The organism is Citrobacter sp. Cf118 (genome assembly GCF_030334095.1).
Classification (GTDB): domain Bacteria; phylum Pseudomonadota; class Gammaproteobacteria; order Enterobacterales; family Enterobacteriaceae; genus Citrobacter; species Citrobacter freundii.
Window position 1 is genome coordinate 259,529 of sequence record NZ_JAOWES010000062.1, and the last position, 25,659, is coordinate 285,187.

The 25,659-nt window shown below is 52.6% G+C and carries 27 protein-coding genes and 3 tRNA genes; 11 read left to right on the forward strand and 19 right to left on the reverse strand.

The features are described 5' to 3' along the window. Positions 1-37 precede the first annotated feature (37 nt). Both radA and serB read right to left on the reverse strand, forming a co-directional pair. The gene (gene radA, locus OGX67_RS06015) at positions 38-1,420 is read right to left on the reverse strand and encodes a DNA repair protein RadA (RefSeq protein WP_001728171.1); all 1,383 of its coding nucleotides are present in this window, start codon (positions 1,418-1,420) and stop codon (positions 38-40) included. Between the two features lie 11 nt (positions 1,421-1,431). After that, entirely contained in the window at positions 1,432-2,400 is a 969-nt protein-coding gene (gene serB, locus OGX67_RS06020) for a phosphoserine phosphatase (protein ID WP_003019027.1), read from the reverse strand. Positions 2,401-2,515: 115 nt separating this feature from the next. On the opposite strand from serB, the gene OGX67_RS06025 reads away from it, so the two are divergent. Next, positions 2,516-3,157: a YtjB family periplasmic protein gene (locus OGX67_RS06025; RefSeq protein ID WP_003019032.1), complete on the forward strand. Its 642-nt coding sequence runs from the start codon at positions 2,516-2,518 to the stop codon at positions 3,155-3,157. A gap of 36 nt (positions 3,158-3,193) precedes the next feature. Continuing rightward, positions 3,194-4,210 (forward strand): lipoate--protein ligase, encoded by a 1,017-nt coding sequence (gene lplA / locus OGX67_RS06030; RefSeq protein WP_257651257.1) that lies wholly within the window; start codon positions 3,194-3,196, stop codon positions 4,208-4,210. Positions 4,211-4,310: 100 nt separating this feature from the next. Here lplA and deoD read toward each other — a convergent pair whose 3' ends face one another. From deoD to deoC, 4 genes are all read right to left on the reverse strand, one after another. Continuing rightward, complete coding sequence (gene deoD, locus OGX67_RS06035; protein ID WP_000224864.1) at positions 4,311-5,030, reverse strand: purine-nucleoside phosphorylase; 720 nt, start codon at positions 5,028-5,030, stop codon at positions 4,311-4,313. Between the two features lie 103 nt (positions 5,031-5,133). Beyond that, positions 5,134-6,357: a phosphopentomutase gene (gene deoB, locus OGX67_RS06040; RefSeq protein WP_003019037.1), complete on the reverse strand. Its 1,224-nt coding sequence runs from the start codon at positions 6,355-6,357 to the stop codon at positions 5,134-5,136. Positions 6,358-6,408: 51 nt separating this feature from the next. Continuing rightward, entirely contained in the window at positions 6,409-7,731 is a 1,323-nt protein-coding gene (deoA, locus tag OGX67_RS06045) for a thymidine phosphorylase (RefSeq protein ID WP_257651258.1), read from the reverse strand. A 112-nt stretch (positions 7,732-7,843) separates the two neighbouring features. Continuing rightward, complete coding sequence (gene deoC, locus OGX67_RS06050; RefSeq protein ID WP_003019042.1) at positions 7,844-8,623, reverse strand: deoxyribose-phosphate aldolase; 780 nt, start codon at positions 8,621-8,623, stop codon at positions 7,844-7,846. Between the two features lie 261 nt (positions 8,624-8,884). Here deoC and OGX67_RS06055 point away from each other — a divergent pair, with 261 nt between their 5' ends. Both OGX67_RS06055 and OGX67_RS06060 read left to right on the forward strand, forming a co-directional pair. Then, on the forward strand, positions 8,885-10,435 hold the full coding sequence (locus tag OGX67_RS06055) for a YjjI family glycine radical enzyme (RefSeq protein ID WP_257651259.1): 1,551 nt from the start codon (positions 8,885-8,887) through the stop codon (positions 10,433-10,435). Beyond that, the gene (locus OGX67_RS06060) at positions 10,407-11,270 is read left to right on the forward strand and encodes a YjjW family glycine radical enzyme activase (RefSeq protein WP_048219763.1); all 864 of its coding nucleotides are present in this window, start codon (positions 10,407-10,409) and stop codon (positions 11,268-11,270) included. The genes OGX67_RS06055 and OGX67_RS06060 overlap by 29 nt, the downstream gene beginning before the upstream one ends. A 36-nt stretch (positions 11,271-11,306) precedes the next feature. Here OGX67_RS06060 and OGX67_RS06065 read toward each other — a convergent pair whose 3' ends face one another. The 8 genes from OGX67_RS06065 to holD all read right to left on the reverse strand — a co-directional run bounded on the left by OGX67_RS06065 (position 11,307) and on the right by holD (position 17,695). After that, positions 11,307-12,083, reverse strand: coding sequence for a metal-dependent hydrolase (locus OGX67_RS06065; protein ID WP_204584157.1), 777 nt, complete (start codon positions 12,081-12,083; stop codon positions 11,307-11,309). Then, positions 12,080-13,153: a patatin-like phospholipase family protein gene (locus OGX67_RS06070; RefSeq protein WP_003837277.1), complete on the reverse strand. Its 1,074-nt coding sequence runs from the start codon at positions 13,151-13,153 to the stop codon at positions 12,080-12,082. The genes OGX67_RS06065 and OGX67_RS06070 overlap by 4 nt, the downstream gene beginning before the upstream one ends. Before the next feature lie 121 nt (positions 13,154-13,274). Beyond that, positions 13,275-13,436, reverse strand: coding sequence for a DUF1328 domain-containing protein (locus OGX67_RS06075; RefSeq protein ID WP_003019081.1), 162 nt, complete (start codon positions 13,434-13,436; stop codon positions 13,275-13,277). A gap of 127 nt (positions 13,437-13,563) precedes the next feature. Then, positions 13,564-14,181 carry a molecular chaperone OsmY gene (gene osmY, locus OGX67_RS06080; RefSeq protein ID WP_048216855.1) on the reverse strand — a complete coding sequence of 206 codons (618 nt, stop codon included), beginning with the start codon at positions 14,179-14,181 and terminating at the stop codon, positions 13,564-13,566. A gap of 308 nt (positions 14,182-14,489) precedes the next feature. After that, positions 14,490-16,079, reverse strand: coding sequence for a peptide chain release factor 3 (prfC, locus tag OGX67_RS06085; protein WP_003019086.1), 1,590 nt, complete (start codon positions 16,077-16,079; stop codon positions 14,490-14,492). 92 nt (positions 16,080-16,171) lie between these two features. Further along, positions 16,172-16,852, reverse strand: a complete 681-nt coding sequence (yjjG, locus tag OGX67_RS06090) for a pyrimidine 5'-nucleotidase (RefSeq protein WP_003019088.1) — start codon at positions 16,850-16,852, stop codon at positions 16,172-16,174. A 14-nt stretch (positions 16,853-16,866) separates the two neighbouring features. Beyond that, positions 16,867-17,313: a ribosomal protein S18-alanine N-acetyltransferase gene (gene rimI, locus OGX67_RS06095; protein ID WP_003019092.1), complete on the reverse strand. Its 447-nt coding sequence runs from the start codon at positions 17,311-17,313 to the stop codon at positions 16,867-16,869. After that, positions 17,282-17,695 (reverse strand): DNA polymerase III subunit psi, encoded by a 414-nt coding sequence (gene holD, locus OGX67_RS06100; RefSeq protein WP_003837254.1) that lies wholly within the window; start codon positions 17,693-17,695, stop codon positions 17,282-17,284. Before holD ends, rimI begins: the two co-directional genes overlap by 32 nt. Before the next feature lie 103 nt (positions 17,696-17,798). On the opposite strand from holD, the gene rsmC reads away from it, so the two are divergent. From rsmC to OGX67_RS06120, 4 genes are all read left to right on the forward strand, one after another. After that, positions 17,799-18,830 carry a 16S rRNA (guanine(1207)-N(2))-methyltransferase RsmC gene (rsmC, locus tag OGX67_RS06105; protein ID WP_257651260.1) on the forward strand — a complete coding sequence of 344 codons (1,032 nt, stop codon included), beginning with the start codon at positions 17,799-17,801 and terminating at the stop codon, positions 18,828-18,830. Positions 18,831-19,051: 221 nt separating this feature from the next. Then, positions 19,052-19,138, forward strand: a tRNA-Leu gene (locus tag OGX67_RS06110). A 28-nt stretch (positions 19,139-19,166) separates the two neighbouring features. Beyond that, positions 19,167-19,252, forward strand: a tRNA-Leu gene (locus tag OGX67_RS06115). Positions 19,253-19,284: 32 nt separating this feature from the next. Beyond that, positions 19,285-19,370, forward strand: a tRNA-Leu gene (locus OGX67_RS06120). Positions 19,371-19,410: 40 nt separating this feature from the next. On the opposite strand, the gene OGX67_RS06125 is transcribed toward OGX67_RS06120, so the two are convergent. Continuing rightward, positions 19,411-19,647: a DUF1435 domain-containing protein gene (locus tag OGX67_RS06125; protein WP_003019100.1), complete on the reverse strand. Its 237-nt coding sequence runs from the start codon at positions 19,645-19,647 to the stop codon at positions 19,411-19,413. A 255-nt stretch (positions 19,648-19,902) separates the two neighbouring features. On the opposite strand from OGX67_RS06125, the gene OGX67_RS06130 reads away from it, so the two are divergent. Together OGX67_RS06130 and fhuF are read left to right on the forward strand one after the other, a co-directional pair. After that, positions 19,903-20,979, forward strand: coding sequence for a GGDEF domain-containing protein (locus tag OGX67_RS06130; RefSeq protein WP_003019105.1), 1,077 nt, complete (start codon positions 19,903-19,905; stop codon positions 20,977-20,979). Positions 20,980-21,087: 108 nt separating this feature from the next. Beyond that, a complete protein-coding gene (gene fhuF, locus OGX67_RS06135) occupies positions 21,088-21,876 on the forward strand; it encodes a siderophore-iron reductase FhuF (protein ID WP_008322135.1) in 789 nt (262 codons plus the stop codon). Between the two features lie 29 nt (positions 21,877-21,905). Here the strand turns inward: fhuF and OGX67_RS06140 are convergent, their stop codons facing one another. Together OGX67_RS06140 and OGX67_RS06145 are read right to left on the reverse strand one after the other, a co-directional pair. Continuing rightward, positions 21,906-23,249: a PTS sugar transporter subunit IIC gene (locus tag OGX67_RS06140; protein WP_257651261.1), complete on the reverse strand. Its 1,344-nt coding sequence runs from the start codon at positions 23,247-23,249 to the stop codon at positions 21,906-21,908. After that, positions 23,239-23,379, reverse strand: a complete 141-nt coding sequence (locus OGX67_RS06145; protein ID WP_008322136.1) for a hypothetical protein — start codon at positions 23,377-23,379, stop codon at positions 23,239-23,241. The genes OGX67_RS06140 and OGX67_RS06145 overlap by 11 nt, the downstream gene beginning before the upstream one ends. 236 nt (positions 23,380-23,615) lie before the next feature. Between OGX67_RS06145 and OGX67_RS06150 the strand changes: the two genes are divergently transcribed. Beyond that, the gene (locus OGX67_RS06150; protein WP_257651262.1) at positions 23,616-24,074 is read left to right on the forward strand and encodes a YbaK/EbsC family protein; all 459 of its coding nucleotides are present in this window, start codon (positions 23,616-23,618) and stop codon (positions 24,072-24,074) included. A 57-nt stretch (positions 24,075-24,131) separates the two neighbouring features. On the opposite strand, the gene bglJ is transcribed toward OGX67_RS06150, so the two are convergent. Together bglJ and OGX67_RS06160 are read right to left on the reverse strand one after the other, a co-directional pair. Further along, complete coding sequence (bglJ, locus tag OGX67_RS06155; protein WP_257651263.1) at positions 24,132-24,809, reverse strand: DNA-binding transcriptional activator BglJ; 678 nt, start codon at positions 24,807-24,809, stop codon at positions 24,132-24,134. After that, positions 24,770-25,495 (reverse strand): helix-turn-helix transcriptional regulator, encoded by a 726-nt coding sequence (locus OGX67_RS06160; RefSeq protein WP_003019119.1) that lies wholly within the window; start codon positions 25,493-25,495, stop codon positions 24,770-24,772. Before OGX67_RS06160 ends, bglJ begins: the two co-directional genes overlap by 40 nt. Between the last annotated feature and the right edge of the window lie 164 nt (positions 25,496-25,659).

Consider the following 25,659-nt stretch of genomic DNA (forward strand, 5'->3'; position numbering starts at 1 on the left):
TATCAGGCCTACAAATTCAGTACGTACGGGTATTTGATTATAGGTCGTCAAACACGCTTAACGCATCCGCAAGCTTCTTAACGCCAAAGACCTGCATCCCTTCCGGTACTTTTTTCGGTACGTTAGCGGCAGGAACAATCGCCCGGCGAAAACCGTGTTTCGCCGCCTCCGAAATACGCTCCTGCCCGCTGGGTACCGGACGGATTTCTCCCGCCAACCCCACTTCGCCAAAGACCACTAAATCCTGTGGCAGCGGCCTGTCGCGCAGGCTGGAGACCATTGCCAGCAGCAACGCCAGGTCGGCGCTGGTTTCGGTGACTTTTACGCCGCCAACTACGTTAACGAACACGTCCTGATCCGCCATCTGCAAGCCACCGTGACGATGTAACACTGCCAGCAGAATCGCCAGACGGTTCTGTTCCAGACCGACCGCCACACGACGCGGGTTCGCCATCATTGAGTGATCGACCAGCGCCTGAATCTCGACCAGCAGCGGGCGCGTGCCTTCCCAGACTACCATCACCGAACTACCGGAAGTGACTTCATCGCCACGGCTTAAGAAAATTGCAGAAGGGTTGCTGACTTCACGCAGCCCCTGTTCCGTCATGGCAAAGACGCCCAGCTCATTCACCGCGCCAAAGCGGTTTTTATGGCTACGCAGTGTACGGAAGCGGGAATCGGCGTCGCCGTCGAGCAACACCGAGCAGTCAATACAGTGCTCCAGTACCTTCGGCCCGGCCAGCGAGCCATCTTTGGTGACGTGGCCGACCATCACAATCGCCACGCCGCGCGTTTTAGCAAAGCGCGTCAGGTAAGCAGCGGTTTCACGCACCTGCGCCACGCTGCCCGGCGAAGACTGAATATCCGCCATGTGCATCACCTGAATGGAGTCGATCACCATCAGCTTCGGCTGTTCTTCTTCAGCAATCAGGCAAATTTGTTCGATACTGGTTTCCGACAGCATGTTCAGGTTCGCCGTCGGCAGGCCAAGCCGATGCGCGCGCATCGCCACCTGTTGCAGCGACTCTTCGCCGGTGACGTACAGGGTTTTCATCTGCTCGGCGAGCCTGCACAGCGTTTGCAACAGCAGCGTTGATTTGCCCGCGCCAGGGTTACCGCCAATCAGTATGGCGCTGCCGGGCACCACACCACCGCCGAGCACGCGGTCAAACTCTTTAAATCCGGTAGAAAAACGCGGCAGTTCCTCAAGGCTGATGTCAGAGAGCTTCTGCACTTTTGCAACGCCCGCATTTCCGGCGTAGCCGCTGAGTCGCTCGTTGCGCGCCACCGTTGGCGATGCGGCAAGGCGCACCTCGGTAATGGTATTCCAGGCCTGACAGGCGCTGCATTGCCCCTGCCAGCGCGGGTAATCGGCCCCGCATTCATTACAAACAAAGGCGCGTTTAGGAGCTTTTGCCACGTTTTACCTCATTATTTCTGATTCATACTGCCAGAGAGAATGCAGAACACGCCCATCAGGTCAGCGTGACGGATAGTAATCTCCGTCTTTTCATTCACTTTGGGTTTCGCATGATACGCAATCCCCAGCCCGGCCGTTTTGATCATCGGCAGATCGTTGGCACCGTCGCCGATCGCCACCGTCTGCGCCATCGGGATCTCATATTCTTGCGCCAGGCGGGTCAGAGTACTGGCTTTGTACTGAGCATCGACGATATCGCCGATCACGTTGCCAGTAAATTTACCGTCCATGATCTCCAGCTCATTCGCCACAGCTGCCGTCAGGCGCAGCTTGTTACGCAGATAATCGGCAAAGAAAGTAAACCCGCCGGAAGCGATAGCCACTTTCCAGCCAAGCGTTTCCAGTTTTAACACCAACTGAGTCAGGCCTGGCATTAGCGGCAATGTTTCGCGCACCTGGTGCAGAATATTGGCATCAGCGCCCTTCAGCGTCGCCACGCGGCTGCGCAGGCTGGCGGTAAAGTCCAGCTCGCCGCGCATTGCGCGTTCGGTGACTTCGGCAACCATCTCACCGGTTCCGGCCAGTTTAGCAATTTCATCAATGCATTCGATCTGGATAGCCGTTGAATCCATGTCCATCACCAGCAAACCCGGCGTGCGCAGATGCGGAATTTTACCCAGCGGCGCAACATCCAGTTTGGCGTCATGCGCCAGTTTTGCCGCACGCGGCGTTAACGAGCCCGCCAGACGAATTACCTGATAATCCTCAACGCACCACGCCGCCACGATCACCATCGCCGCGCCCAGTTTACTCTGGTATTGCGTTAACCGTTGTTTATCCAGCCCACGACCGTACAGCAGCCAGCCACTGCGGCCCGCGTGGTAATCTAGCGGCATCACTTCATCACCGCTTAAAGAGAGGGGCAGACCTGGCCACAGAGAGACATCTTCAGGTAGATCGCACCAGGTAATGTTAGGCATTAAAGCTCCTGTAAAATCGTTCGGGTCGGAATCATCAGGGGAAAATAACGCATGAGGCTACCCTGTAACCAGCGCTTCTGGCAACATTAAGTCTCAAATTTTCAGCAGGTGGAATATGGCTCGCACAAAACTGAAATTCCGACTTCATCGTGCAGTGATTGTATTGTCCTGCCTTGCGCTGCTCGTCGCGCTGATGCAGGGGGCTTCCTGGTTTAGTCAAAGCCACCAGCAGCAGCGTAATCCGCAGCTCGAAGAGCTGGCCCGCACGCTGGCCCGTCAGGTCGCGCTGAACGTCGCCCCGCTGATGCGTACCGAAACGCCGGATGAAAAGCGTATTAAGGCGGTGCTCACACAGTTGACGGAGAGTAGCCGTATTCTGGACGCAGGCGTGTACGACGAACAGGGAGACCTGATTACGCGCACCGGTGAGAGCGTCAATGTTCGTGATCGTCTGGCGCTCGACGGCAAAAAAGCCGGGGGCTATTTTAACCAGCAGATCGTCGAACCCATTCAGGGAAAAAATGGTCCGCTGGGCTATCTGCGCCTGACGCTGGATACCCACACTCTTGCCACTGAAGCCAAGCAGGTGGATAACACCACCAACATCTTACGCCTGATGCTGCTACTGTCACTGGCAATCGGTGTAGTGCTGACCCGTACCTTATTGCAAGGTAAGCGTACCCGCTGGCAGCAATCTCCTTTCCTTCTCACTGCCAACAAACCGGTGCAGGAAGAAGACAACGAGAAGATAGAGTAAAAGCTGTAAAAACTGTAAAACAGAAGGGAAATCAACATGACAACACTACGCCTGCTTATCTCAGACTCTTACGATCCGTGGTTTAACCTCGCGGTCGAAGAGTGCATTTTTCGCCAGATGCCCGCCACGCAGCGCGTTCTGTTCTTGTGGCGTAACGCCGATACGGTGGTAATTGGCCGGGCGCAAAACCCGTGGAAAGAGTGTAATACCCGCCGCATGGAAGAAGACAACGTGCGGCTCGCCAGGCGCAGCAGCGGTGGCGGCGCGGTGTTCCATGACTTAGGCAATACCTGCTTTACCTTTATGGCTGGTAAACCGGAATACGACAAAACCATCTCCACCGCGATCGTCCTCAATGCGCTGAATTCGCTGGGCGTAGAAGCTGATGCCTCCGGGCGTAACGATCTGGTGGTGAAAACGCCGGACGGCGATCGCAAAGTTTCCGGCTCTGCTTATCGGGAAACGAAAGATCGCGGATTCCACCACGGCACGCTGCTGTTGAATGCCGATCTCAGCCGCCTGGCAAACTATCTCAATCCCGATAAAAAGAAACTTGCCGCCAAAGGCATCACTTCGGTTCGCTCGCGCGTAGCGAATTTGACCGAGCTGTTACCGGGCATCACTCATCAACAGGTCTGTCAGGCCATCACGGAAGCCTTTTTCGCCCACTACGGCGAACGCGTAGAAGCCGAGATCATCTCCCCAGACAAAGCGCCGGATCTGCCGAACTTCGCCGAAACCTTTGCCCGCCAGAGCAGTTGGGAGTGGAATTTTGGGCAGGCGCCTGCCTTCTCGCACCTGCTGGACGAACGTTTCACCTGGGGTGGCGTTGAGCTGCATTTTGACGTCGAAAAAGGGCATATTACGCGTACGCAGGTGTTTACCGATAGCCTCAATCCCGCGCCATTAGAAGCGCTGGCGGGTCGTCTGCAAGGATGCTTGTACCGTGCGGATATGCTGCAACAGGAGTGCGAGGCTCTGCTGGTTGATTTCCCACAGCAGGAGAAAGAGTTACGCGAGCTGTCGGCATGGATTGCCAGAGCGGTGCGTTAAGCACTGGCCTGAAAAATGCCGGATGGCGGCTACGCCTTATCCGGCCTGCGAGAAGAATGGTAAGCCCGGCCAGCGCAGCGCCTCCGGGCCACAACAAAACTTACTCTTTATCGCCCAGCAGAACGGATTCCAGCGCGATTTTGATCATGTCGTTGAAAGTCGTCTGACGTTCTGCGGCAGTGGTCTGCTCGTGGGTACGGATATGGTCGGATACGGTGCAGATGGTCAGCGCTTTCGCACCGAATTCCGCCGCCACGCCGTAGATACCCGCCGCTTCCATTTCCACGCCCAGCACGCCGTATTTTTCCATCACGTCGAACATTTCACCGTCCGGAGAGTAGAACAGGTCAGCGGAGAACAGGTTGCCCACACGAGCGTCTACACCCAGCGCTTTTGCCGCATCAACTGCGTTACGCACCATGTCGAAGTCAGCGATAGCTGCAAAGTCATGATCTTTAAAACGGATACGGTTAACTTTGGAGTCGGTGCAAGCGCCCATACCGATAACCACGTCACGCAGTTTAACGTCCATACGCACAGCGCCGCAGGAGCCTACGCGAATGATTTTCTTCACGCCGAAGTCGGTGATCAGCTCTTTGGTGTAGATGGAGCAGGACGGGATACCCATACCGTGGCCCATTACGGAAATCTTACGGCCTTTGTAAGTACCGGTGAAGCCTAACATGCCGCGAACATTGTTCACTTCACGAACATCTTCGAGGAAAGTTTCAGCAATATGCTTTGCACGCAACGGGTCGCCCGGCATCAATACGACGTCAGCGAAATCACCCATTTCTGCATTAATATGTGGAGTTGCCATCTTCAGTTCCTTTTATATTGTTGTTTTTGCCGGGTGGCGGCTGCACCTTACCCGGCCTACAAAACCGTAGGCCCGGTAAGCGAAGCGCCACCGGGCAATTGCATCAGAGCATATTTTTACCGTAGTCCATCGGCGACGTACCAAAGTAGCTCGCCAGCGTCTGACCGATATCCGCGAAGGTTTCACGGTGACCTAAAGAACCTGGTTTCACTTTCGGGCCGTAAACCAGTACCGGAATGTGCTCACGGGTATGGTCAGTGCCGGTCCAGCTTGGGTCGCAGCCGTGGTCAGCGGTCAGGATCAGAATATCATCTTCACCCACCAGCTCCATCAGCTCAGGCAGACGGCGGTCGAACAGTTCCAGGCCCGCAGCATAACCGGCGATATCGCGACGATGTCCCCAGGAAGAGTCGAAATCAACGAAGTTGGTGAAGACGATGGTCTTATCACCGGCTTCTTTCATCTCTTTGATGGTGGCGTCGAATAGCGCGTCCAGACCGGTGGCTTTCACTTTTTTGGTGATGCCGCAGTTAGCGTAGATATCCGCGATTTTACCGACGGAAACCACGTGACCGTCTTTCTCGTCGACCAGTTTCTGCAACACGGTCGGTGCTGGCGGCTCAACGGCCAGGTCGTGACGGTTACCGGTACGCTGGAAGTTACCGGCTTTATCGCCGATAAACGGACGGGCGATAACACGACCGATGTTGTAACCACCTTCGGTCAGCTCTTCACGGGCGATTTCGCACAGCTCATAGAGCTTATCCAGGCCAAAAGTCTCTTCGTGGCAGGCAATCTGGAACACGGAGTCAGCGGAGGTATAGAAAATCGGCTTGCCGGTTTTCATATGCTCTTCACCCAGTTGATCCAGGATCACGGTACCGGAAGAGTGGCAGTTGCCGAGGTAGCCCGGCAGGTTGGCACGTTTTACCAGTTTATCCAGCAGTTCTTGCGGGAAGCTGTTTTCATGATCGGAGAAGTAACCCCAGTCAAACAGAACCGGAACACCCGCGATTTCCCAGTGGCCAGACGGCGTGTCTTTCCCGGAAGAAAGTTCATGCGCCCATGCGTAGGCACCAATCACTTCCGCGTTGCCGTCCATGCCAGCAGCAATTTTACCAGTAGAACCTTCGTGAGCTTTCACCAGGCCCAGACGGGTCAGGTTAGGCAGATTCAGTGGTCCTTTGCGACCATTGTCAGCTTCACCTTTCGCACAGGCTTCTGCAATGTGTCCCATAGTGTCTGAACCTACGTCGCCAAAGCGATCCGCATCTTCAGTCGCACCAATACCAAAGGAGTCCAGCACCATAATAAATGCACGTTTCATCTTGTTCTCCATACATCTGCGCCGCAAAAAAGCGATCAGATCAGTATACAGTTATTCGGTAATACGACGATAGACTGTCGGTGTAATTTCTGGCGCTTTATCGTCAAGGCTAATTGCCGCTTTGACCGCTTTCGCCGCTTCCTGCCAGCTGGCTTCGTCTTTGGCGCGGATCACCGCCAGTGGGCGCTGTCCGTCTACGCTGTCGCCCAGACGCGCCATATCGCTAAAGCCAACGCTGTAATCAATGGTGTCCGATGCCTGACGACGACCGCCCCCCATGGAAACAACCGCCATTCCCAGCGCACGGGTATCCATCGCGCTGACAAAGCCTTCAGTATCAGCATATACCGCTTTGCTGAGCATTGCCGTCGGCAGGTACTTCGCATAATTTTCGACGAAATCGGTCGGGCCTTTTTGCGCCGCCACCATGCGACCAAAAATCTCTGCTGCTTTGCCGTTATCCAGCACCGTCTGCAATTTCGCACGGGCTTCGGCGTCATCTTTCGCCAGGTTGCCGGAGATCAGCATTTCCACGCACAGCGCCATGGTGACGTCTAACAGACGTGGATTGCGGTATTCACCGGTCAGGAACTGCACCGCTTCGCGGACTTCGACCGCGTTACCTGCGCTGGAGGCCAACACCTGGTTCATATCAGTTAACAGCGCGGTGGTACGTACACCAGCACCGTTTGCCACGCCGACAATCGCTTCAGCAAGGGCTTCAGAAAGCTCGTAGGTCGGCATAAAAGCACCGCTGCCCACTTTCACATCCATCACCAGCGCATCCAGCCCTTCCGCCAGTTTTTTCGCCAGAATGGAACCGGTAATCAGCGGGATGGAATCCACCGTCGCGGTAATATCGCGGGTGGCATAAAAACGTTTATCCGCCGGTGCGAGCGAGCTGGTTTGCCCAATAATCGCCACACCCACGTCTTTAATAATTTCACGGAAACGCGCGTCGTCCGGGAAGATGTCAAATCCAGGAATCGCTTCCAGTTTATCGAGCGTACCGCCGGTATGCCCCAGGCCACGCCCGGAGATCATCGGAATATAGCCGCCGCACGCAGCAACCATCGGGCCTAACATCAGTGACGTTACGTCACCTACGCCGCCGGTAGAGTGTTTATCCACAATCGGGCCGTTCAACTGCAGGCTTTTCCAGTCCAGCACGGTTCCTGAATCACGCATTGCCATGGTCAGCGAAACACGCTCAGGCATTGTCATATCGTGGAAAAAAATGGTCATCGCCAGGGCGGCGATTTGCCCTTCAGAAATGGTATTGTCGCGAATGCCATTGATAAAGAAACGAATTTCTTCATCGCTCAGCGTATGACCATCACGTTTTTTACGAATAATTTCTTGTGCGAGAAACACGGTAACCCCCGGGGGAAAAGAGTAGAAGGCCGTTGTAAGCCGGGTAAGCAACGCGCCACCCGGCAGTCGTCTTAATGCCGGATGGCGGCTGCGCCTTATCCGGCCTACGGGCTTAGTAGCTGCTTGCGCTCTTGCCGTCGCCGTGACCCAGCGCTTTCAGCAAGCTAGCCAGCAGGCTGGATGCGCCAAAACGGTAGTGACGAGAATCAGCCCAGTCAGCGCCAAACAGTTCATCGGCAATCGCCAGGAACTGCTGTGCATCTTCTGCAGTACGCACGCCGCCAGCCGGTTTGAAACCTACAGTTTTAGAAACACCCATGTCGCGGATCACTTCCATCATGATGCGTGCGCTTTCCGGCGTCGCATTGACCGGCACTTTACCGGTAGACGTTTTGATGAAATCAGCACCGGCTTTGATGGAGATTTCAGATGCTTTGCGAATCAGTGCTTCTTCTTTCAGCTCACCGGTTTCGATGATCACTTTCAGCAGCACGTTTGCCGCCGCACACGCGTCTTTGCAAGCTTTAACCAGATCAAAACCAATCTGCTCGTTACCGGCGATCAGCGCACGGTACGGGAACACCACGTCAACTTCATCGGCACCGTAGGCGATCGCCGCGCGAGTTTCCGCCAGCGCAATCTCGATGTCGTCGTTGCCGTGCGGGAAGTTGGTGACGGTTGCAATGCGGATGTCCGGCGTACCCTGCTCTTTCAGAGTCTTACGCGCAATAGGGATGAAACGCGGATAGATACAGATTGCGGCAGTGTTGCCAACCGGGGTCTTCGCCTGATGACACAGCGCGATCACTTTTTCATTGGTGTCGTCGTCATTCAGAGTGGTCAGGTCCATCAGTTTCAGTGCACGCAGGCTGCTTGCTGTTAAATCGGTCATAACATTCTCCAACGGCATCGCCGTATAAAATTTCACCTTGCGAGTTTGTTAGTATTCTAACATCCGCTCGCTATTACACTTCGATATACATCACAGTTAATGAAAACCACATACAGATTTGCATTACTCTAATGAGATCTACTTCAAATAAATTACCTTTTCTAAAGGGATGCGGTGGCATCAGGCGCATCCGGATCAAAGGTTGTGGCGGCGTTGCTTTCTACAATGGCGTTACACCTTCGGGACAAAAAGGAATCAACGATGCCCACTTCAAGCGAACTCGCGCTGCAACAGCGTTGCCAACAAATCGTGACCAGCCCGGTGCTCAGCCCTGAGCAGAAACGCCACTTTCTGGCGCTGGAAGCTGAAAACGCGCTGCCTTATCCGCAACTACCTGCACAGGCACGTCAGGCGCTGGATGATGGGGTAATCTGCGATATGTACGAAGGTCATGCCCCGTTCAAACCGCGCTACGTTTTACCCGATTACGCGCGTTTTCTGGCCAATGGTTCATCGTGGCTAGAGCTGGAAGGGGCAAAGGATCTTGATGACGCGTTATCCTTACTCACCATCCTGTACCACCACGTTCCGTCAGTGACGTCGATGCCGGTTTATCTCGGCCAGCTCGATGCTCTGCTGCAACCGTATGTTAGAATTCTAACACAAAAAGAGATCGATATTCGAATAAAACGTTTCTGGCGTTATCTCGACAGAACCCTGCCAGACGCGTTTATGCATGCCAACATCGGCCCCACCGATACTCCAGTTACCCGTGCAATTTTACGCGCAGATGCAGAGTTAAAGCAGGTTTCGCCTAATCTGACATTCATTTATGACCCGCAAATCACACCTGACGATCTGCTGCTCAGCGTGGCGAAGAATATCTGCGAGTGCAGTAAGCCACATATTTCCAACGGCCCTGAAAATGATAAAATTTTCACAAAAAGTCAGTATGGCGTCGTCAGCTGTTACAACTCTTTGCCGCTCGCCGGGGGTGGTAGCACGCTGGTCAGGCTTAATCTGAAAGCCATCGCAGAGCGCAGCGCCTCTGTCGATGACTTCTTTACGCGCACCCTACCGCACTATTGCCAACAGCAAATCGCCATCATTGATTCACGATGTGAATTCCTCTATGAAAAATCACATTTCTTTGAGAATAGCTTCCTCGTGCAGGAAGGGTTGATTGATCCCGAACGTTTTGTGCCTATGTTCGGCATGTATGGCCTGGCGGAGGCGGTGAATCTACTGTGCGATAAGGCGGGACAAAATGCGCGCTACGGAAAAGATGAGTTCGCCAATCAGCTTGGCTATCGCATCAGCGCCCAACTGGCGGAGTTTGTCGAAAGCACCCCAGTGAAATATGGCTGGAAGCAGCGCGCGATGCTGCATGCACAGTCGGGGATCAGTTCTGACATCGGCACCACGCCGGGTGCACGCCTGCCTTACGGCGATGAACCAGACCCGATTACTCATCTGCAAACCGTCGCGCCACATCACGCGTTTTATCACGCGGGGATCAGCGACATTCTCACGCTGGATGAAACCATCAAGCGCAATCCTCAGGCGCTGGTGCAGCTGTGCCTCGGCGCATTTAAAGCCGGGATGCGTGAGTTTACCGCCAACGTGAGCGGCAACGATCTGGTTCGCGTTACCGGCTATATGGTGCGTCTGTCGGATCTGGAAAAATATCGCGCCGAAGGTTCTCGCACCAACACCACCTGGCTTGGCGAAGAAGCCGCGCGTAATACGCGCATTCTGGAACGACAACCTCGCGTGATTAGCCATGAACAGCAGATGCGCTTCGGTAAGTAAGATTATCCCTTTCTCCTGCGTCGACGGGCCGGGCAGTCGCCTGGCTCTGTTTCTGCAGGGATGTAATCTGCGCTGTAAAAACTGCCACAATCCGTGGACGATGGGACGCTGCAACGACTGCGGGGAGTGTGTGCTGCATTGCCCGCATGAGGCGCTGAGCCTGAGCGCGGGGAAAGTGTGGTGGCAGTCTGATTTATGTCAGCAGTGTGACACCTGCCTTCATATGTGCCCCCAGCAGGCCACACCGATGGCGCAGACCATGAGCGTTGATGAGGTGCTGCAGCATATTCGCAAGGCAGCACTGTTTATTGAGGGAATTACGGTCAGCGGCGGCGAAGCGACAACCCAGCTACCGTTTATTGTGGCGCTGTTTCGTGCGATCAAAACCGATCCGCAACTGCAACACCTGACCTGTATGGTCGACAGCAATGGCATGCTGAACGAAACCGGCTGGCAGAAGCTGCTGCCGGTGTGCGACGGCGTAATGCTGGATTTAAAAGCCTGGGACAGCACGTGTCATCGTCAGTTGACCGGTCGCGATAACACGCTGATTAAACAAAGCATTACCTTTCTTTCCGGGCAAGGGAAACTTGCGGAACTGCGCCTGCTGGTTATCCCTGGTCAGGTGGATTATCTACAGCATATTGATGCGCTGGCGGCGTTTATCAGAGGTTCAGGTGACGTGCCGGTACGGCTGAATGCCTTTCATGCGCACGGGGTGTATGGCGAAGCGAAGGACTGGCCGAGCGCCACGCCGGAGGATGTGGAACACCTGGCGCAAAGATTGCGCGAACGCGGGGTGGATAATTTGATTTTTCCGGCGCTGTACCTGTGATAGCCGGATGCGATGCAATAGCGCCGCATCCGGAATTCAAAAATCAAACAACGCCGTGGTATTACGATACAGCGCGTCAGCGATCACGTCCGCAGGTTCCGGGCGCAGTTCGCATAAGACGTCAAAGACTCTGACTACCTGCTCCGGGCGATTAGGCTGCCCCTGAAAGCCGTTGAGCGGCATATCCGGCGCGTCGGTTTCCAGCAACAGCGACTCCAGCGGCAGCTGCGCCATTACCTCGCGGGTTTTACTGGCACGCGGATAGGTAATGGTGCCGCCCACGCCAATTTTGTATCCCAGTTGCACAAAGCGTTCGGCCTGCTGCACGCTCCCGGAAAACCCATGCACCACGCCTGTTCGTGGCAAAGCATGGCGTTTAAGGTACATCGCCAGCTTGTCATGCGTGCGTCGCGAATGCAGGATCACCGGCAGTTCGTACCGCTTCGCCAGCTTAAGTTGCGCTTCCAGCACCCGCTCTTGCTTGTCGAATTGCGGATCGTCGCGATACAGATCCAATCCAATCTCACCTACCGCCACCAGCTTTTGTGGGCGCTTATCCAGCACCTGTTGCAACTGGTCCAGGCAGTCATCACTATGTTTTTCAATAAAAATGGGATGTAGACCAAGCGCGGCAAATAACGGAGGATAATTTTCCGCTAACGCCAGTACACGGGAAAAATTCGCCGCCTGGGTGGCCGGAACGATAATGCTCTGTACACCAACCTCCGCCGCGCGCTGAATGCTGGCAGGTTCATCGCCGGTAAACGGCGGGAAATCAAAGTGACAGTGCGTATCGATAAAACGATAACTCACGCCAAATCCTCATTATTAAACGTTGTATCGTTGGCCTGAGGCGCATTGGCCACCACCGGCGCGTGGGCATCGTTGGCCACCGGCGCGGGAGGAACCACCACCGGTCCCGGCACCACAATCTTCGGCGTCTGACGAGGCAGCGGCACGTTTTTCCCCAGCAGTTTGCCGACGGTAGCGAGGAAGTAACGACCGCACAGACGTCCGGTTTTGTAGTCTTCCCGCAAGGCCGGAATACGGCTTCCCAACGCCATGCTGTGGAGCGGTTTGGGAGGGTAGATCTCAAAGATACGCAGCTTGCCCGGCGGTTTCTCAATAAAGCTCTGAATCGCGCGATAGGTGGCCTCATGGTGCTGCACCAGATTCAACAGTGGTTGCAGGCTGCTTTCGCCCAGCCAGCGTTCCATACGCTTGAACCACTGCGGGGTGTAGTACATTTGCGAAGGCACAGTGCGGATAACCACCAGCGTTTTCGCCCCCTGCTTCGCCGCTTCCTGCACAGGAATGGCGTCGCTGACGCCCCCATCCAGGTAATTAACACCGTCCAGCACAACCCCTGTGCGGTAGAACCCGGGAATCGCGCTGGAGGCACGAATAAGATCGAGCCAGTTTTGCCGGTTCGGCGAAAAATAGCCCGGCGTGTAGTCATCACCCCGACAGGCGCACATATAAAACGCTTTCCCCGCGGCAAACAAGCGCTCAGCGTTGTCCATCGCCAGCGGCATTTGGGACGAGGTCGAATCCACCAGCCAGTCGAGATCGATTAAGTTTCCCCCGCGCACAAAGCGCACCGGGTCAAAAAACTCACGTCGGGTAGTGTAACGCATGATGACTTTACGACCGTAACCGGGCTGGTTACAGAGATAAGCTGAAAGGTTTTGCGCACCAGCGGACGTCCCGTAGAAGAGATCAAAGGGATTGAACTGCGCGCGCATGAATTCATCCAGTACGCCTGCGGTGAAGATGCCTCTTTGTCCCCCGCCCTCGCACACCAGCGCCATACTGCCTGGTTGAAACGGACGTAACGATAACGGCGCGATATTACCGAGCGTGACGGGTATTCTCTGCCCCACCTCTGCCTTCCTGTTGTTTTTGTAATAGGACAACAAAGTAACGCAAATTGCCTGCAGCTAAAACCGTAAAAGCCAGTCCGCTGGACTGGCTCAGTAGCAAGTTATCTTTACGGTTTACGTACTAGGGTCGTTTACGCCCGGTAAACAGGCTGACCAGAAACAGAATGATACCCACCACAAAAACAATTTTCGCTGCGCCTGCAGCGGTACCCGCCAGTCCACCAAAACCCAGTGCAGCGGCAATTAACGCGATAACCAGAAATATGATGCCCCATCGAAACATATGCTTCTCCTTTACCATAGTTAATTTCACCGCTTGATATGAGCGCTCAGGCTACCCATCGGCGATATTTTCAGTGTGGTGCACAATACGCCTCCCGACAAACGTCAGGAGGGCGAATTAAGTCTAATTAGTGAGTTTTGAGATCGTTTTTAACGCTTTTCACGCCATCAATCGCTTTGGCGATGCTCTCAGCGCGATCGCTTTGAGCTTGTGAATCGACAGAGCCTGAAAGTTGCACAACGCCATCGGTGGTCTCAACTTTCACCTTGCGTGAAGGGACAATATCATCGGCCAGCAGCTTGGCTTTTACTTCACTTGTGATTGCCGTATCGCCCGCATAGCCTTTAACGGAGGTTTCTTTACTATCACGCACGTGCAGTTTGTCGCTAACGGAGGTCACACCCTCAACGCCTTTCGCCACTTTCACCGCTTCTTCAGCCTGCGCCTGGCTTTCAACAAAGCCGCTTAGCGTTACTACTTTCTGATCGGTCTTGACGGAAATATCGGTGCTCTTAATGCTATCGTGGTCCACCAGCGCGGCTTTTACTTTCGCGGTGATGGTGCTGTCATCCATGAAATTACCGACTTTGTTCATAGAGCTATCGACTTTCTGCCCCGCACTTTCGACGCCGGATTGCGCTTTATCCATCGTGGCGTTTTCTGCATAAGCAGAACCCGTTGCAACAGCGGAGGTCAGCATCACGGCCAGCAGCGTTTTAGAAATCTTAAGTCCTGTCATTGTCATCGATGTATTCCTGTATGTTTTGCTAAAAGCCAGGCTCTGCCGTTACACGGCCTGAACCAGCAACTAATTTTGTAAGTGGAATAAATATCAGCAATAGAAGCTACAACAGGCAGCCTAAAAAGCATTAAACGCCGATATTTATGTCATCACATTGTTAAATATAGTTCAGGATTTCGTGATCGCTGCCCAACTTGACTAAAAAACAGGCAAACAAAAGAAAAACGCGAGGTTTTAAGAACATTCCGCAAGGGATTTAAAAGACAGGAAAAGTTGCAGGGCACGGCGGATACCGTGCCCTGGAAGGTCGATTAGTGTTCGCGTGTTTTACGGAACTGAACGTCCGGGTAACGTTCCTGGGTGAGATTCAGGTTAACCATGGTTGGCGCGATATAGGTGAGGTTATCGCCGCCATCCAGCGCCAGCTGAATTTCGTTCTTACGCTTAAATTCTTCGAATTTCTTCACGTCAGAACATTCTACCCAGCGCGCAGTCGCCACGTTGACGGATTCATAAATCGCTTCAACGTTGTACTCACTCTTCAGACGTGAAACCACCACGTCAAACTGCAGCACCCCCACCGCACCGACGATCAGATCGTTGTTGGCGATCGGACGGAATACCTGTACTGCACCCTCTTCTGACAGCTGAACCAGCCCTTTCAGCAGCTGTTTCTGCTTCAATGGATCCTTCAGGCGAATACGACGGAACAGCTCTGGCGCGAAGTTCGGAATACCGGTGAACTTCATCATTTCGCCCTGGGTAAAGGTATCGCCGATCTGGATAGTGCCATGGTTATGCAGACCAAGAATATCGCCCGGATACGCTTCTTCCACATGAGAACGGTCACCGGCCATAAAGGTGAGTGCGTCGGAGATCACCACGTCTTTACCAATGCGCACCTGGCGCATTTTCATGCCTTTCTCATACTTGCCGGATACCACACGCATGAACGCCACACGGTCACGGTGTTTCGGGTCCATGTTGGCCTGAATTTTAAACACGAAACCGGTGAACTTCTCTTCTGAGGCTTCGACGACGCGGGTGTCGGTTTTACGCGGCATCGGCGCAGGCGCCCACTCCACTAAGCCATCCAGCATATGGTCAACGCCGAAGTTACCCAACGCGGTACCGAAGAAGACCGGGGTGATTTCGCCCGCAAGGAACAACTCATGGTCGAACTCGTTGGACGCGCCCTGCACCAGCTCCAGCTCGTCGCGCAGCTGCTGCGCCAGGTCTTCACCCACGGCAGTATCAAGTTCCGGGTTGTTAAGACCTTTAACAACACGCACTTCCTGAATGGTGTGGCCTTTACCAGTCTGATACAGGTAAGTTTCATCTTTATAAAGGTGGTAGACACCTTTGAACAACTTACCGCAGCCAATCGGCCAGGTGATCGGCGCACAGCCGATTTTCAGTTCGTTCTCAACTTCATCCAGCAGCTCCATCGGATCGCGGATATCACGGTCGAGTTTGTTCATAAAGGTCAGGATCGGCGTATCGCGCAGACGGGTAACTTCCATCAGCTTACGGGTACGATCTTCAACGCCTTTTGCAGCATCGATAACCATCAGACAGCAGTCCACCGCCGTCAGAGTACGATAGGTATCTTCGGAGAAGTCTTCGTGCCCCGGGGTGTCCAGCAGGTTAACCAGGCAGTCATGATACGGAAACTGCATCACAGAGGTGGTAATGGAGATACCACGTTGCTTTTCCATTTCCATCCAGTCAGATTTTGCATGCTGGCTGGAGCCACGGCCTTTTACCGTACCGGCGGTCTGAATGGCCTGTCCGAATAACAGTACCTTTTCAGTAATTGTCGTTTTACCGGCATCCGGGTGAGAAATAATGGCAAAAGTGCGGCGTTTGGCCACCTCTTGCAAATAAGGAGACAACGTCATAGTCAAATCTTCTTAGGTAAGCACGGCAACGGGCCGGGCAAGTTGAATACGAAAAATTGCGGCTATTTTACCCATCAACGGGGGGGAGGCAATCAGTGTTTACACAGGAGCTGCTCCAGTTCGCTTAATGACGCTACGGTCCAGGTCGGCTGAATGCCCGCTGGCTGCTCGCGGTGGTGCGTATTTAGCCAGCAGGTGGATAGCCCGGCGTTAATGCCGCCAAGAATATCGGACTCTGCGGTGTCACCCACCATTAGCACGCGAGAACGGTCAGGATTGCCCGCCTGCTCCAGCGCATGGTCAAAAATACGGGAATCAGGTTTTGCCACCCCAACCTGCTCAGAAATCACCAGCAGGTCGAAATAATCGCGCAGCCCCGTCCGCTCAAGGCGGATTTGCTGCAACGCGGTAAAGCCGTTAGTAATGATGCCGATTTTCGCTTTATCACGAATCGCATTGAGCAGAGAAACCGCCCCCGGCAACGGCGAGCAGATCTCCGCCATCGCATTGATGAATGCATCATTAAGCTGGCCCGGTTCAACCTTCAGGCGTTCGGCCCAGCTCTGAAAACGGGCATGCTGCAGTTGTAATGAGGTAATCGCGCCGTTTTGGTAATCCACCCACAGCGGTTTATTCACGGCCTGGTAGTCCTGAAAATCTTCAGCGGTAAAGGTAATGCTATAGTCGAGAAACATCCGCTGTAAGCCGGTAAACGAGTCAAATGTAAACAGCGTTTCGTCGGCATCAAAGAAAATCCAGTCCCACTTCTTCATCATTACACCTTGTCTTACATGCTGATTGGCAACGCCATGATGATGGCGTCTTCGTGACCATCGGCCGTTGGATAGTAATTGCGACGGATTGTCGCCTCGTTAAAGCCTAAGCTTTCGTACAGCGCGATAGCGGCCGCATTCGAGGCGCGCACTTCAAGCCACAGCGTCAAAATGCCACGCTTTTCCAGCTCATCGATCAAATGCTCCAACAGCTCACGCCCCAGCCCACGGCGCTGAAAGTCAGGATCGACGGCAATATTGAACAGCGTAGCTTCATCCAGCACGACCTGCGTAATCGCAAAAGCCGCCATCACGTCATCAACTCTCAACTGAAAATTGAGGTAGCGATCGCCCTGGTTGCTGGCAAATGTTTTTTCACTCCACGGAAAAGCGTGGGCGCGTTTTTCAATATGAAATGCTGCGGGTAAATCAGTCGGTTCGAGGGAAGAAATCGTGTTCATATGCGCAGATTTGTTGCCATAACGCGGCGCGTGCCGCTGGGTTTTCCCGTAATTCATTAAACGCAGGACTCTCGACCTGAGCGCCCTCCAGCAGCAGCGGCTCTTCGGTTCCCAGCCGCCAGCTATTACAGCGACTGCCTTGCGGCAGCATGGCGACACGGTCAGGCGTCAGTTGTAAAACCTGATCCGGGCTGACGGTTAATGCGCGTAAAATATCGCTCATCAATGGTTCGGTTAGCGCGGGTAACTGTGCAGCAACCATCACCAAACGGACATGCGCAGGAATGGAAATCGCGATCTCGCCCTGCAGTGCGCCAGGACGACGCAACGACCACTGCGTAATGCCCAGTTGCTGTAACTGCCAGTCTCGTCGGGATGTCATAGCGAAACACTCCTGTCTATCAGGGGCGCAAATATAGCAAATTTGTCGAATCCGTGCCATCAAACAACTATAATCCCCCGCTGTACAATTTAAGGAGCATTCCATGTCTGCTTTTACCCCGGCAAGTGAAGTCTTGCTGCGCCACAGTGATGATTTCGAACAAAGCCGTATTCTGTTTGCCGGTGATTTGCAGGATGACCTGCCTGCCCATTTTGAAAGTGCCGCCAGCCGAGCGCACACTCAGCAACTTCACCACTGGCAGGTGCTTAACCGCCAGATGGGCGACAACGTCCGCTTCAGCCTCATCGCGCAGGCCGATGACGTTGCCGATAGCGATACACTGATCTACTACTGGCCGAAGAATAAGCCGGAAGCCCAGTTCCAGTTGATGAACATTCTGTCGCTGTTACCGGTTGGCACCGATATTTTTGTTGTCGGTGAGAATCGCAGCGGCGTACGTAGCGCAGAGCAGATGCTGGCCGAATACGCACCGTTAAACAAAGTCGACAGCGCACGTCGCTGTGGCCTGTACCACGGTCGTCTGGAAAAACAGCCGGTCTTTGATGCAGAAAAATACTGGGATGAATACCAGACAGAAAATCTGACCATCAAAACGCTGCCGGGCGTCTTCAGCCGTGACGGCCTGGATGTTGGCAGCCAACTGCTGCTCTCCACGCTAACGCCACACACCAAAGGCAAAGTGCTGGATGTCGGCTGTGGCGCAGGCGTTCTCTCCGTCGCCTTAGCCAGCCACTCGCCGAAAGTGCGCTTAACCCTGTGCGATGTTAGCGCCGCCGCCGTTGAAGCCAGCCGTGCAACGCTTGCAGCCAATGGCATTGAAGGTGACGTCATCGCCAGTAACGTCTTTTCTGACGTAACGGGCCGATTTGATATGATCATCTCCAACCCACCGTTCCACGACGGAATGCAGACCAGCCTTGATGCCGCGCAAACGCTGATTCGCGGCGCCGTGCGTCATCTGAACAGTGGCGGTGAACTGCGTATTGTGGCAAACGCCTTCCTGCCTTATCCGAAGATTCTGGATGAAGTGTTTGGCTTCCACGAAGTTATCGCGCAGACCGGGCGCTTCAAGGTCTATCGCACCATCATGACGCGCCAGGCGAAAAAAGCCTAACCGCTGTAGGCCAGATAAGGCGTTTACGCCGACATCCGGCATGACATCGAGCAACGCCGGATGGCGCTATCGCTTATCCGGCCTGCATAAAACGCCAAAGCCGAAGAAACGCCTTTTTTTTCGGCAATCACGTTAAGTTCGATAATTAACAGTTGACGCCCTGCATAAAATCTCTAGAATTCGCCTCCGTGGTAACGATACTTTTTGAGTGTCGATGGTATGCGAAGGTGGCGGAATTGGTAGACGCGCTAGCTTCAGGTGTTAGTGTCCTTTCGGACGTGGGGGTTCAAGTCCCCCCCCTCGCACCATAATCCACGTTGATATTGCTCGCACTGGGCGAAGGTGGCGGAATTGGTAGACGCGCTAGCTTCAGGTGTTAGTGTCCTTAGGATGTGGGGGTTCGAGTCCCCCCCCTCGCACCAACGAGGCGATATCAAAAAAATAAGATGACTGTGCGAAGGTGGCGGAATTGGTAGACGCGCTAGCTTCAGGTGTTAGTGTCCTTAGGATGTGGGGGTTCGAGTCCCCCCCCTCGCACCAATTATCTTATTTCCCTCTCGATTTCCTTCTCTAGTTTTGTTCATCCCTGATTCCAGTTCATCATTACCAGAACAATGCCACCTATCAGCGCCGCGCATGAAGGTAACAAAACAAAGTGCCGTAAACGCTTGTGGTACAACATGAGCGAAGTCAGTAGTAATCCTAATACAATCATCACCTTCCATACGTAGACCGACAGGTCGCTATATGCCATCCCGGCAATCAGCATTCCCGGCAGCAAAACACCCCATCCACTGCCCAGCGTACGTTGCAACATGATTCCACCTACGACATTGATAATGATAACCAATATCATATGATAAAATTTCTCATTTGTCAGCCGTGAAGCACTATCAATTATATGAGTTTTACTTAACGATTGATGACATGAATAATCCAAGGTGATAAATTGCTCACCGGTTAGCTCTTCAACTAAAAACAATAAAAACCTCTGCGAATGATACCCCGTTCGTTATTTGTTTTATTTACCAACACACCTTCGTACATTGCAGATAACTAACAATATTTACCTATGACAGTACAATCCTGGCGAACTCTGCGCACCAAAAAATACCAACTCTCTTTACGACTGTTTCTGCTGCTCAACGCAGTCTCCGCGCTGTTTACGCTTTTTTTCCCACTGTTTGCGGTCAAAGCCTTATCAGTACCGGCGTTGCTGATGCTGGTGATGAGTACACTGCTGCTGGTATGGCATGGGAAATACGTGGATAAAAGAATTAATCTCCCTTTTATTTCAATCGTTTTTGGCTTGTTATGGGCGTTACACATATTATTGAAATATAATGCTCTAGGTCAGAATGATTATTATTTCCTGTTAATAGCGCTTCTCAGCGTACTGTTTATTGGCTCTATCGCTTTTGCCAATAATATCATCGCGTTTACGCTCCACTCACTTCCCTCCGTCGCCGTTTGTTTATGGCTTAACGGCAGCGAGCATGGTTTGCGGATTTTCTATTTTATGGCGCTGCCTATGGCCGGTATCGCCATCCAGCATGTGATACAAAAGCGCTACGATGGGTTCGCTCAGCAACTGATGTACAAACTGCTGGAGGAACGAGAAACCCTGAACGGGCTCAGCATGCTCGACCCGCTAACCGGTTTGTATAATCGCCGGGGGCTGCAACACCGGCTCGACACGCTGTTGGCCCTAAGTAATTCGAGACACTTCGTTCTGCTGCTGGATATCGACCATTTCAAATCCTATAACGATCATTACGGACATATGATGGGCGACCAGGCGTTGATCCGTGTTTCTGCCGCCATCCGAGACTCCGTCCGCTCCAGGGATGTGGTGGCGCGTTTTGGCGGTGAAGAGTTTATGATTTTGCTGACCGCGGTCGATCCACAGCAGGCCCAGGCTGCCGCCGAACGTATCCGCCAGAAAGTGTACGACCTTAAAATCCCTCACATGTTTAATGAGAGCGTGGCAACCAACGTAACCGTCAGTATCGGCATTGCGCCTCTGGTCGAACAGGATATTGATGCTGCTATTGCCAAAGCGGATAAAGCCCTTTACGAGGCAAAGAATCTTGGGCGTAACAATACTCTGGTCAGCGATGAGCTACGGGTAAACTGCCCTTCTACCTGAGCTTTCTGTGCGGTGCCACCCGAGATGGCGACAAAGATCTTGCTATCGCTTAACACCAATTATAGGATTAGCAATCATTATCATTAAGATTAACATCCTTATATCAACATGGCTTATCGTTCCGCACCGATCGTTGAAGATGTCATCTGGCGTAGCCATCTCCCCTCAGAGATGCCCTCGCTGGCTGCTGCCGTACGCGCAACGATAGCCAAAACTCGCGAGCACTTGCTGGACTTCATTCGTCTTGACGAAACGCCTGTGCCAGGTGCAATGACGCTGCATGAATGGACGCAACCGACGACGCTAAGTTCATTGCTCGCTGTTTATTCAGACCATATCTATCGCAACCAGCCCACGCTGCCCCGCGAAAATAAGCCCCTGATATCTCTTTGGGCGCAATGGTATATCGGTCTGATGATGCCCCCGTTAATGGTGGCCCTGCTGACGCAAAAAGAGGCTATAGACGTCTCTCCTGAACACATGCACGTAGAATTCCACGAAACGGGCCGAGCAGCCTGCTTCTGGATCGATGTCCATCAGGATCATCTGGCTACAGCCCTGTCTCCTCAACAACGCATGGAAACGCTGATTATCTCAGCGCTAACGCCGGTTGTGCAGGCGCTTGAAGCGACGGGTGAGATCAACGCAAAGCTTATCTGGAGCAACACCGGATACTTAATTCACTGGTATTTAACGGAAATGAAGCCGTTGTTAGGTGAAGAACTGCTGACCACGCTGCGCCAGACCTGCTTTTTTGAGAAACAACTTTCCTGCGGTCAGGATAATCCTCTATGGCGTACCGTTGTTCCGCGTGAAGGGCTGTTAGTGCGCAGAACCTGCTGCCAACGCTATCGCCTGCCTGACGTTCAGCAATGCGGAGACTGCACACTGAAGTAAGCGAGGAGCCGTAGCCCCTCGCCAGATATTTATGCAACCTGCTGGTTTTCCTCTTCCATACGCTGCGCTTCTTCTTTTTCCTGCGCTAATAACTGCTTTTCGTAGACCTTAAAGAACGGGAAGTAGATAACGGCCGATACCAGCGCCAACAGCACCACCAGGATAGCCGCACGATAATCCCAACCTAACGCCCATGCGGCGCCAACCGGAGCCGGGGCCGTCCAGGGAACCACTGAAATTACCCGCCCAATTAAATCCAGTTTCATCGCCGCCCACGCCAGTACCGCATTCACCATCGGAGCCAGCAGGAAGGGGATAAAAAACACCGGGTTCATGACAATCGGCGTACCGAATATCACCGGTTCGTTAATATTAAAAATGCTGGGGACCACGCTCAGACGCCCAATCGAGCGTAGATGAGCGGAACGACTCCGCAGATAGCAAATCACCAACCCCATCGTCGCGCCGGAACCACCAACCACAATGAAGAACGTCCAGAACGCTTCCATAAAGATATGCGGTAACGGCGCACCCTGCGCCAGCGCCGACTGGTTCATCCCGAGATTGGTGAGCCAGAACATTTGCAGCATTCCCGACACAATAGCCGCGCCATGAATACCGGCAAACCACAGCAGATGGCCGATCAATACCGCCAGCAGGATCGCCGGGAGAGAATCTGCAGCCGACACCAGTGGTTTGAAAATGGCCATAATGGCCTGCGGGATCAGCATGTCAAACTGCGACTGTATCACAAGGCTTAGCGGGTACAGCGTCAGCACCACCACCAGCACCGGGATCAGCAGATCGAAAGAGTTTTTGATCATCGGCGGCACCTGATCGGGTAAACGGATGCCAATGTTGTGCGCCTTCAGGAAGCGCATCATTTCAACGCAGTAAATGGCTACCAGGATGGCGGTGAAAATCCCCGTTCCTCCCAGACTATCAACCGGCATCGTGCCTTTGATTTTTGGCGCGGCAATCAGCAAAAAAGCCATGATTGATAGCATCGCACACATAAACGGATCTAACTGATGCGACTTCACATAGTGCTTGCCCAGGTTATAAGCAATAGCCGCACATATGTAGACCGACATGATCCCCATCGTCATATCAAACGGTGTGAGGATTTGGCCTTCAAACTGTTTTGCCAAATCCAGCCACGCACGGGCGAATCCCCAGGTGGTATCCGGAGAAAACGGCGGATAGGCAAAAACCAGCAGAAAAGAGCCTACAATCATAAAAGGCATCGCCGAAATAAAACCGTCACGAATAGCCATGACATGACGTTGTGAAGAGATGCGCCCGGCAACAGGGCTAACATAGTTTTCAACAAAGCGGAAAATCACGTTAAACACAGCATGGTTAATAGACATAGCCGTTCTCCCGTTGTGCAAAATCCTGCAACCGTGTTGGCATCAACACCACCACGTAAAGCCCATTACCACTTTTCGCAACCGTGCCGGGAGGAACACCAGCACTACCGCTATTCGAGTTAAGTTTCATAGATGGCTCTTATTATGTGATACAGAGGAAGTGACAACTTCAGTATTAATCGTCATTTCAGCATTCTGCAACCGGTTACTGTAACCGGTTTCTTTGATTGTGAAGACGATCGAAAAACTGCTAATGTTGCTATGTTGTTACAATAAAATATTTACAGTACGGTTGCCCCTATGACAAATTACATCCTGCATGTTTTCTGCTGTGCAGGGTTATCTGTAAGCGATAGGGAGAGAAGAATGAGTTTGCAATCAGTACGTCAATTCCTGGCGCAACATGCACCAGATATTGAGATTATCGAATTAGATCAGAGCACAGCAACCGTTGATCTGGCAGCAAAAGCCCATAACGTTGAACCTGGCCAGATAGCGAAAACACTTTCGCTAAAGGTGAAGAACGACATCATCCTGGTCGTGGCAAAAGGTGATGCCCGACTGGATAATAAAAAGCTAAAGAGTACGTTCGGTGCCAAAGCCCGTATGTTGAGTAGTGATGAGGTCGTGAGCGCGACGGGGAATCCCGTTGGCGGCGTTTGCCCCTTCGGATTAGAAACACCGATTTCAGTGTACTGTGATGTTTCTCTGAAGCACTACGCTGAAGTGTTGCCTGCCGCAGGTGCCATCCACAGCGCGGTTCGCATCACGCCTGAGAGGATGGCTGAACTGACTTCTGCCACCTGGGTTGACGTGTGTCAGTAATGCTTCACGCGCCAAATCGGCGACCAAACCCGGCACAAAGCACGTCAACGTTGCCTGTCACGAAGCCACCTGCATAAAGGGCGCTGGCTCGCCAGCTCGCAGGTACAGCAGGATATCGGCAGCATCCAGTAACCCGGCATCTGAGCTTACTCCCAGTTTGGACATCACATTAAATTTGTGTGCCCGAATGGTTTTAATGTTCCGTTCAAGCTGAGCGGCAATCTGCGGCATCGAATAGCCATTTGACATAAAGCGCAGTATTTCTCGTTCTGTCGGACTGAGCATGCGGCTTTGATTAATATACCAATGGTTTTTCGTGCTTTCGGTTCCTCGGCTTGGGCTGCTTAACGCCGTAAATAAAGCGTCCTGTAGCACCGTTAACGAAGAAGCTTTACTCACAACGCCATCCAGCGGCAAGGGGGACAAGGAGCCAATTAAACGCGCTTCAGCGTCATCATCGGCAATCACCACACGGCGAATCCGTGGAAAATTTATCGCCAGTTCCGTTAAATAGGCCAACCCAGCTCTGCGATCGCTTCTGATTGCAGAGAGAGAAAAAATAACTGCCGAAAACGACATCTTTAACATTGCCTGACTAAAAGTGGGCTGGCTAGAAAAGAGATGAAGTTTATATTGGTCATCTGGCATGGTATTAAATAAACTATTAATACCTACACTGCTCATTGTACACTTTTCTACCAGTGCAACGTTTCTTTTGATGATTCTGCTTTCCATTCCGTGGTTTCTCCATAAACTGAAGGTAAATTAAGTTCTCGCGATCCTTGAGAACTATTTATCCAGGCATACATTTCTGCATTGCTATTTATCGACAAGCGACGCATAGCGCTATTCTTTTGGGCACTGATTGTTTTATTGCTTTTCTTCAGCAACATCGCAATCTGATTAATTCCCCAGCCTTTCCCAAGGAGGCGTAGCACTTTCCTTTCAGAGAGAGTGAGGACTATTGAGCGCGCGCTATGATCTAACAATTGCGGCATGGCAGGTGGAGAAAGTAGTGTCTTACTTATTCTTTCTGCTCGCGCATTTCCTGCGTGAATGACGCTCACTAAACTTTCTATCGGCTCTGCATCAGAGAGTAGCGAACTGACAGGACACATCAGTAGCTCAATAGCCAAAGGATAAAAAATACGAGAGACGAGAAAGACCCAGTGAATATCACGGTATTGAGATAATAAAGAATAATATTGTTCGCAGACTGAACGAGGATAATTGCAGTCTCCAGTTAAATCAGCAATCACCAAATCAGCGTACCGTAGTTGTAATAATGTTAGCTCTTCAACAGAACGACAGTATGTGAGTTCGTAATCGGCAAACTGCGCCTGTATTATACCTTTAAGCCCGGTCTGTATAATCGGTGATTTACTAATAATAATTGCGTTTTTGCAGCGTCCTTGCAACATATCCCCTCCACACTCACCAGTCCGTAATCGTACTTAATTCAGTTTTCCCGAATAAATTAATAGCCATTAATTCACGAGAAAATACTCCGAACAATAAACGGGGTGAATTGCTTATCCTTGGCGTTTATTAAAATAAAAGTATTGGCACTACAATCCAGATAAAG

What these genes read in the sequence shown, in the direction of transcription:
- serB (WP_003019027.1), bottom strand. Translation starts at nt 2,400, where the DNA reads ATGCCTAACATTACCTGGTGCGATCTACCTGAAGATGTCTCTCTGTGG.
- OGX67_RS06025 (WP_003019032.1), top strand. Translation starts at nt 2,516, where the DNA reads ATGGCTCGCACAAAACTGAAATTCCGACTTCATCGTGCAGTGATTGTA.
- lplA (WP_257651257.1), top strand. Translation starts at nt 3,194, where the DNA reads ATGACAACACTACGCCTGCTTATCTCAGACTCTTACGATCCGTGGTTT.
- deoD (WP_000224864.1), bottom strand. Translation starts at nt 5,030, where the DNA reads ATGGCAACTCCACATATTAATGCAGAAATGGGTGATTTCGCTGACGTC.
- deoB (WP_003019037.1), bottom strand. Translation starts at nt 6,357, where the DNA reads ATGAAACGTGCATTTATTATGGTGCTGGACTCCTTTGGTATTGGTGCG.
- deoC (WP_003019042.1), bottom strand. Translation starts at nt 8,623, where the DNA reads ATGACCGATTTAACAGCAAGCAGCCTGCGTGCACTGAAACTGATGGAC.
- OGX67_RS06055 (WP_257651259.1), top strand. Translation starts at nt 8,885, where the DNA reads ATGCCCACTTCAAGCGAACTCGCGCTGCAACAGCGTTGCCAACAAATC.
- OGX67_RS06060 (WP_048219763.1), top strand. Translation starts at nt 10,407, where the DNA reads ATGAACAGCAGATGCGCTTCGGTAAGTAAGATTATCCCTTTCTCCTGC.
- OGX67_RS06075 (WP_003019081.1), bottom strand. Translation starts at nt 13,436, where the DNA reads ATGTTTCGATGGGGCATCATATTTCTGGTTATCGCGTTAATTGCCGCT.
- osmY (WP_048216855.1), bottom strand. Translation starts at nt 14,181, where the DNA reads ATGACAATGACAGGACTTAAGATTTCTAAAACGCTGCTGGCCGTGATG.
- prfC (WP_003019086.1), bottom strand. Translation starts at nt 16,079, where the DNA reads ATGACGTTGTCTCCTTATTTGCAAGAGGTGGCCAAACGCCGCACTTTT.
- yjjG (WP_003019088.1), bottom strand. Translation starts at nt 16,852, where the DNA reads ATGAAGAAGTGGGACTGGATTTTCTTTGATGCCGACGAAACGCTGTTT.
- rimI (WP_003019092.1), bottom strand. Translation starts at nt 17,313, where the DNA reads ATGAACACGATTTCTTCCCTCGAACCGACTGATTTACCCGCAGCATTT.
- holD (WP_003837254.1), bottom strand. Translation starts at nt 17,695, where the DNA reads ATGACATCCCGACGAGACTGGCAGTTACAGCAACTGGGCATTACGCAG.
- rsmC (WP_257651260.1), top strand. Translation starts at nt 17,799, where the DNA reads ATGTCTGCTTTTACCCCGGCAAGTGAAGTCTTGCTGCGCCACAGTGAT.
- OGX67_RS06125 (WP_003019100.1), bottom strand. Translation starts at nt 19,647, where the DNA reads ATGTTGCAACGTACGCTGGGCAGTGGATGGGGTGTTTTGCTGCCGGGA.
- OGX67_RS06130 (WP_003019105.1), top strand. Translation starts at nt 19,903, where the DNA reads ATGACAGTACAATCCTGGCGAACTCTGCGCACCAAAAAATACCAACTC.
- fhuF (WP_008322135.1), top strand. Translation starts at nt 21,088, where the DNA reads ATGGCTTATCGTTCCGCACCGATCGTTGAAGATGTCATCTGGCGTAGC.
- OGX67_RS06140 (WP_257651261.1), bottom strand. Translation starts at nt 23,249, where the DNA reads ATGTCTATTAACCATGCTGTGTTTAACGTGATTTTCCGCTTTGTTGAA.
- OGX67_RS06145 (WP_008322136.1), bottom strand. Translation starts at nt 23,379, where the DNA reads ATGAAACTTAACTCGAATAGCGGTAGTGCTGGTGTTCCTCCCGGCACG.
- OGX67_RS06150 (WP_257651262.1), top strand. Translation starts at nt 23,616, where the DNA reads ATGAGTTTGCAATCAGTACGTCAATTCCTGGCGCAACATGCACCAGAT.
- bglJ (WP_257651263.1), bottom strand. Translation starts at nt 24,809, where the DNA reads ATGGAAAGCAGAATCATCAAAAGAAACGTTGCACTGGTAGAAAAGTGT.
- OGX67_RS06160 (WP_003019119.1), bottom strand. Translation starts at nt 25,495, where the DNA reads ATGTTGCAAGGACGCTGCAAAAACGCAATTATTATTAGTAAATCACCG.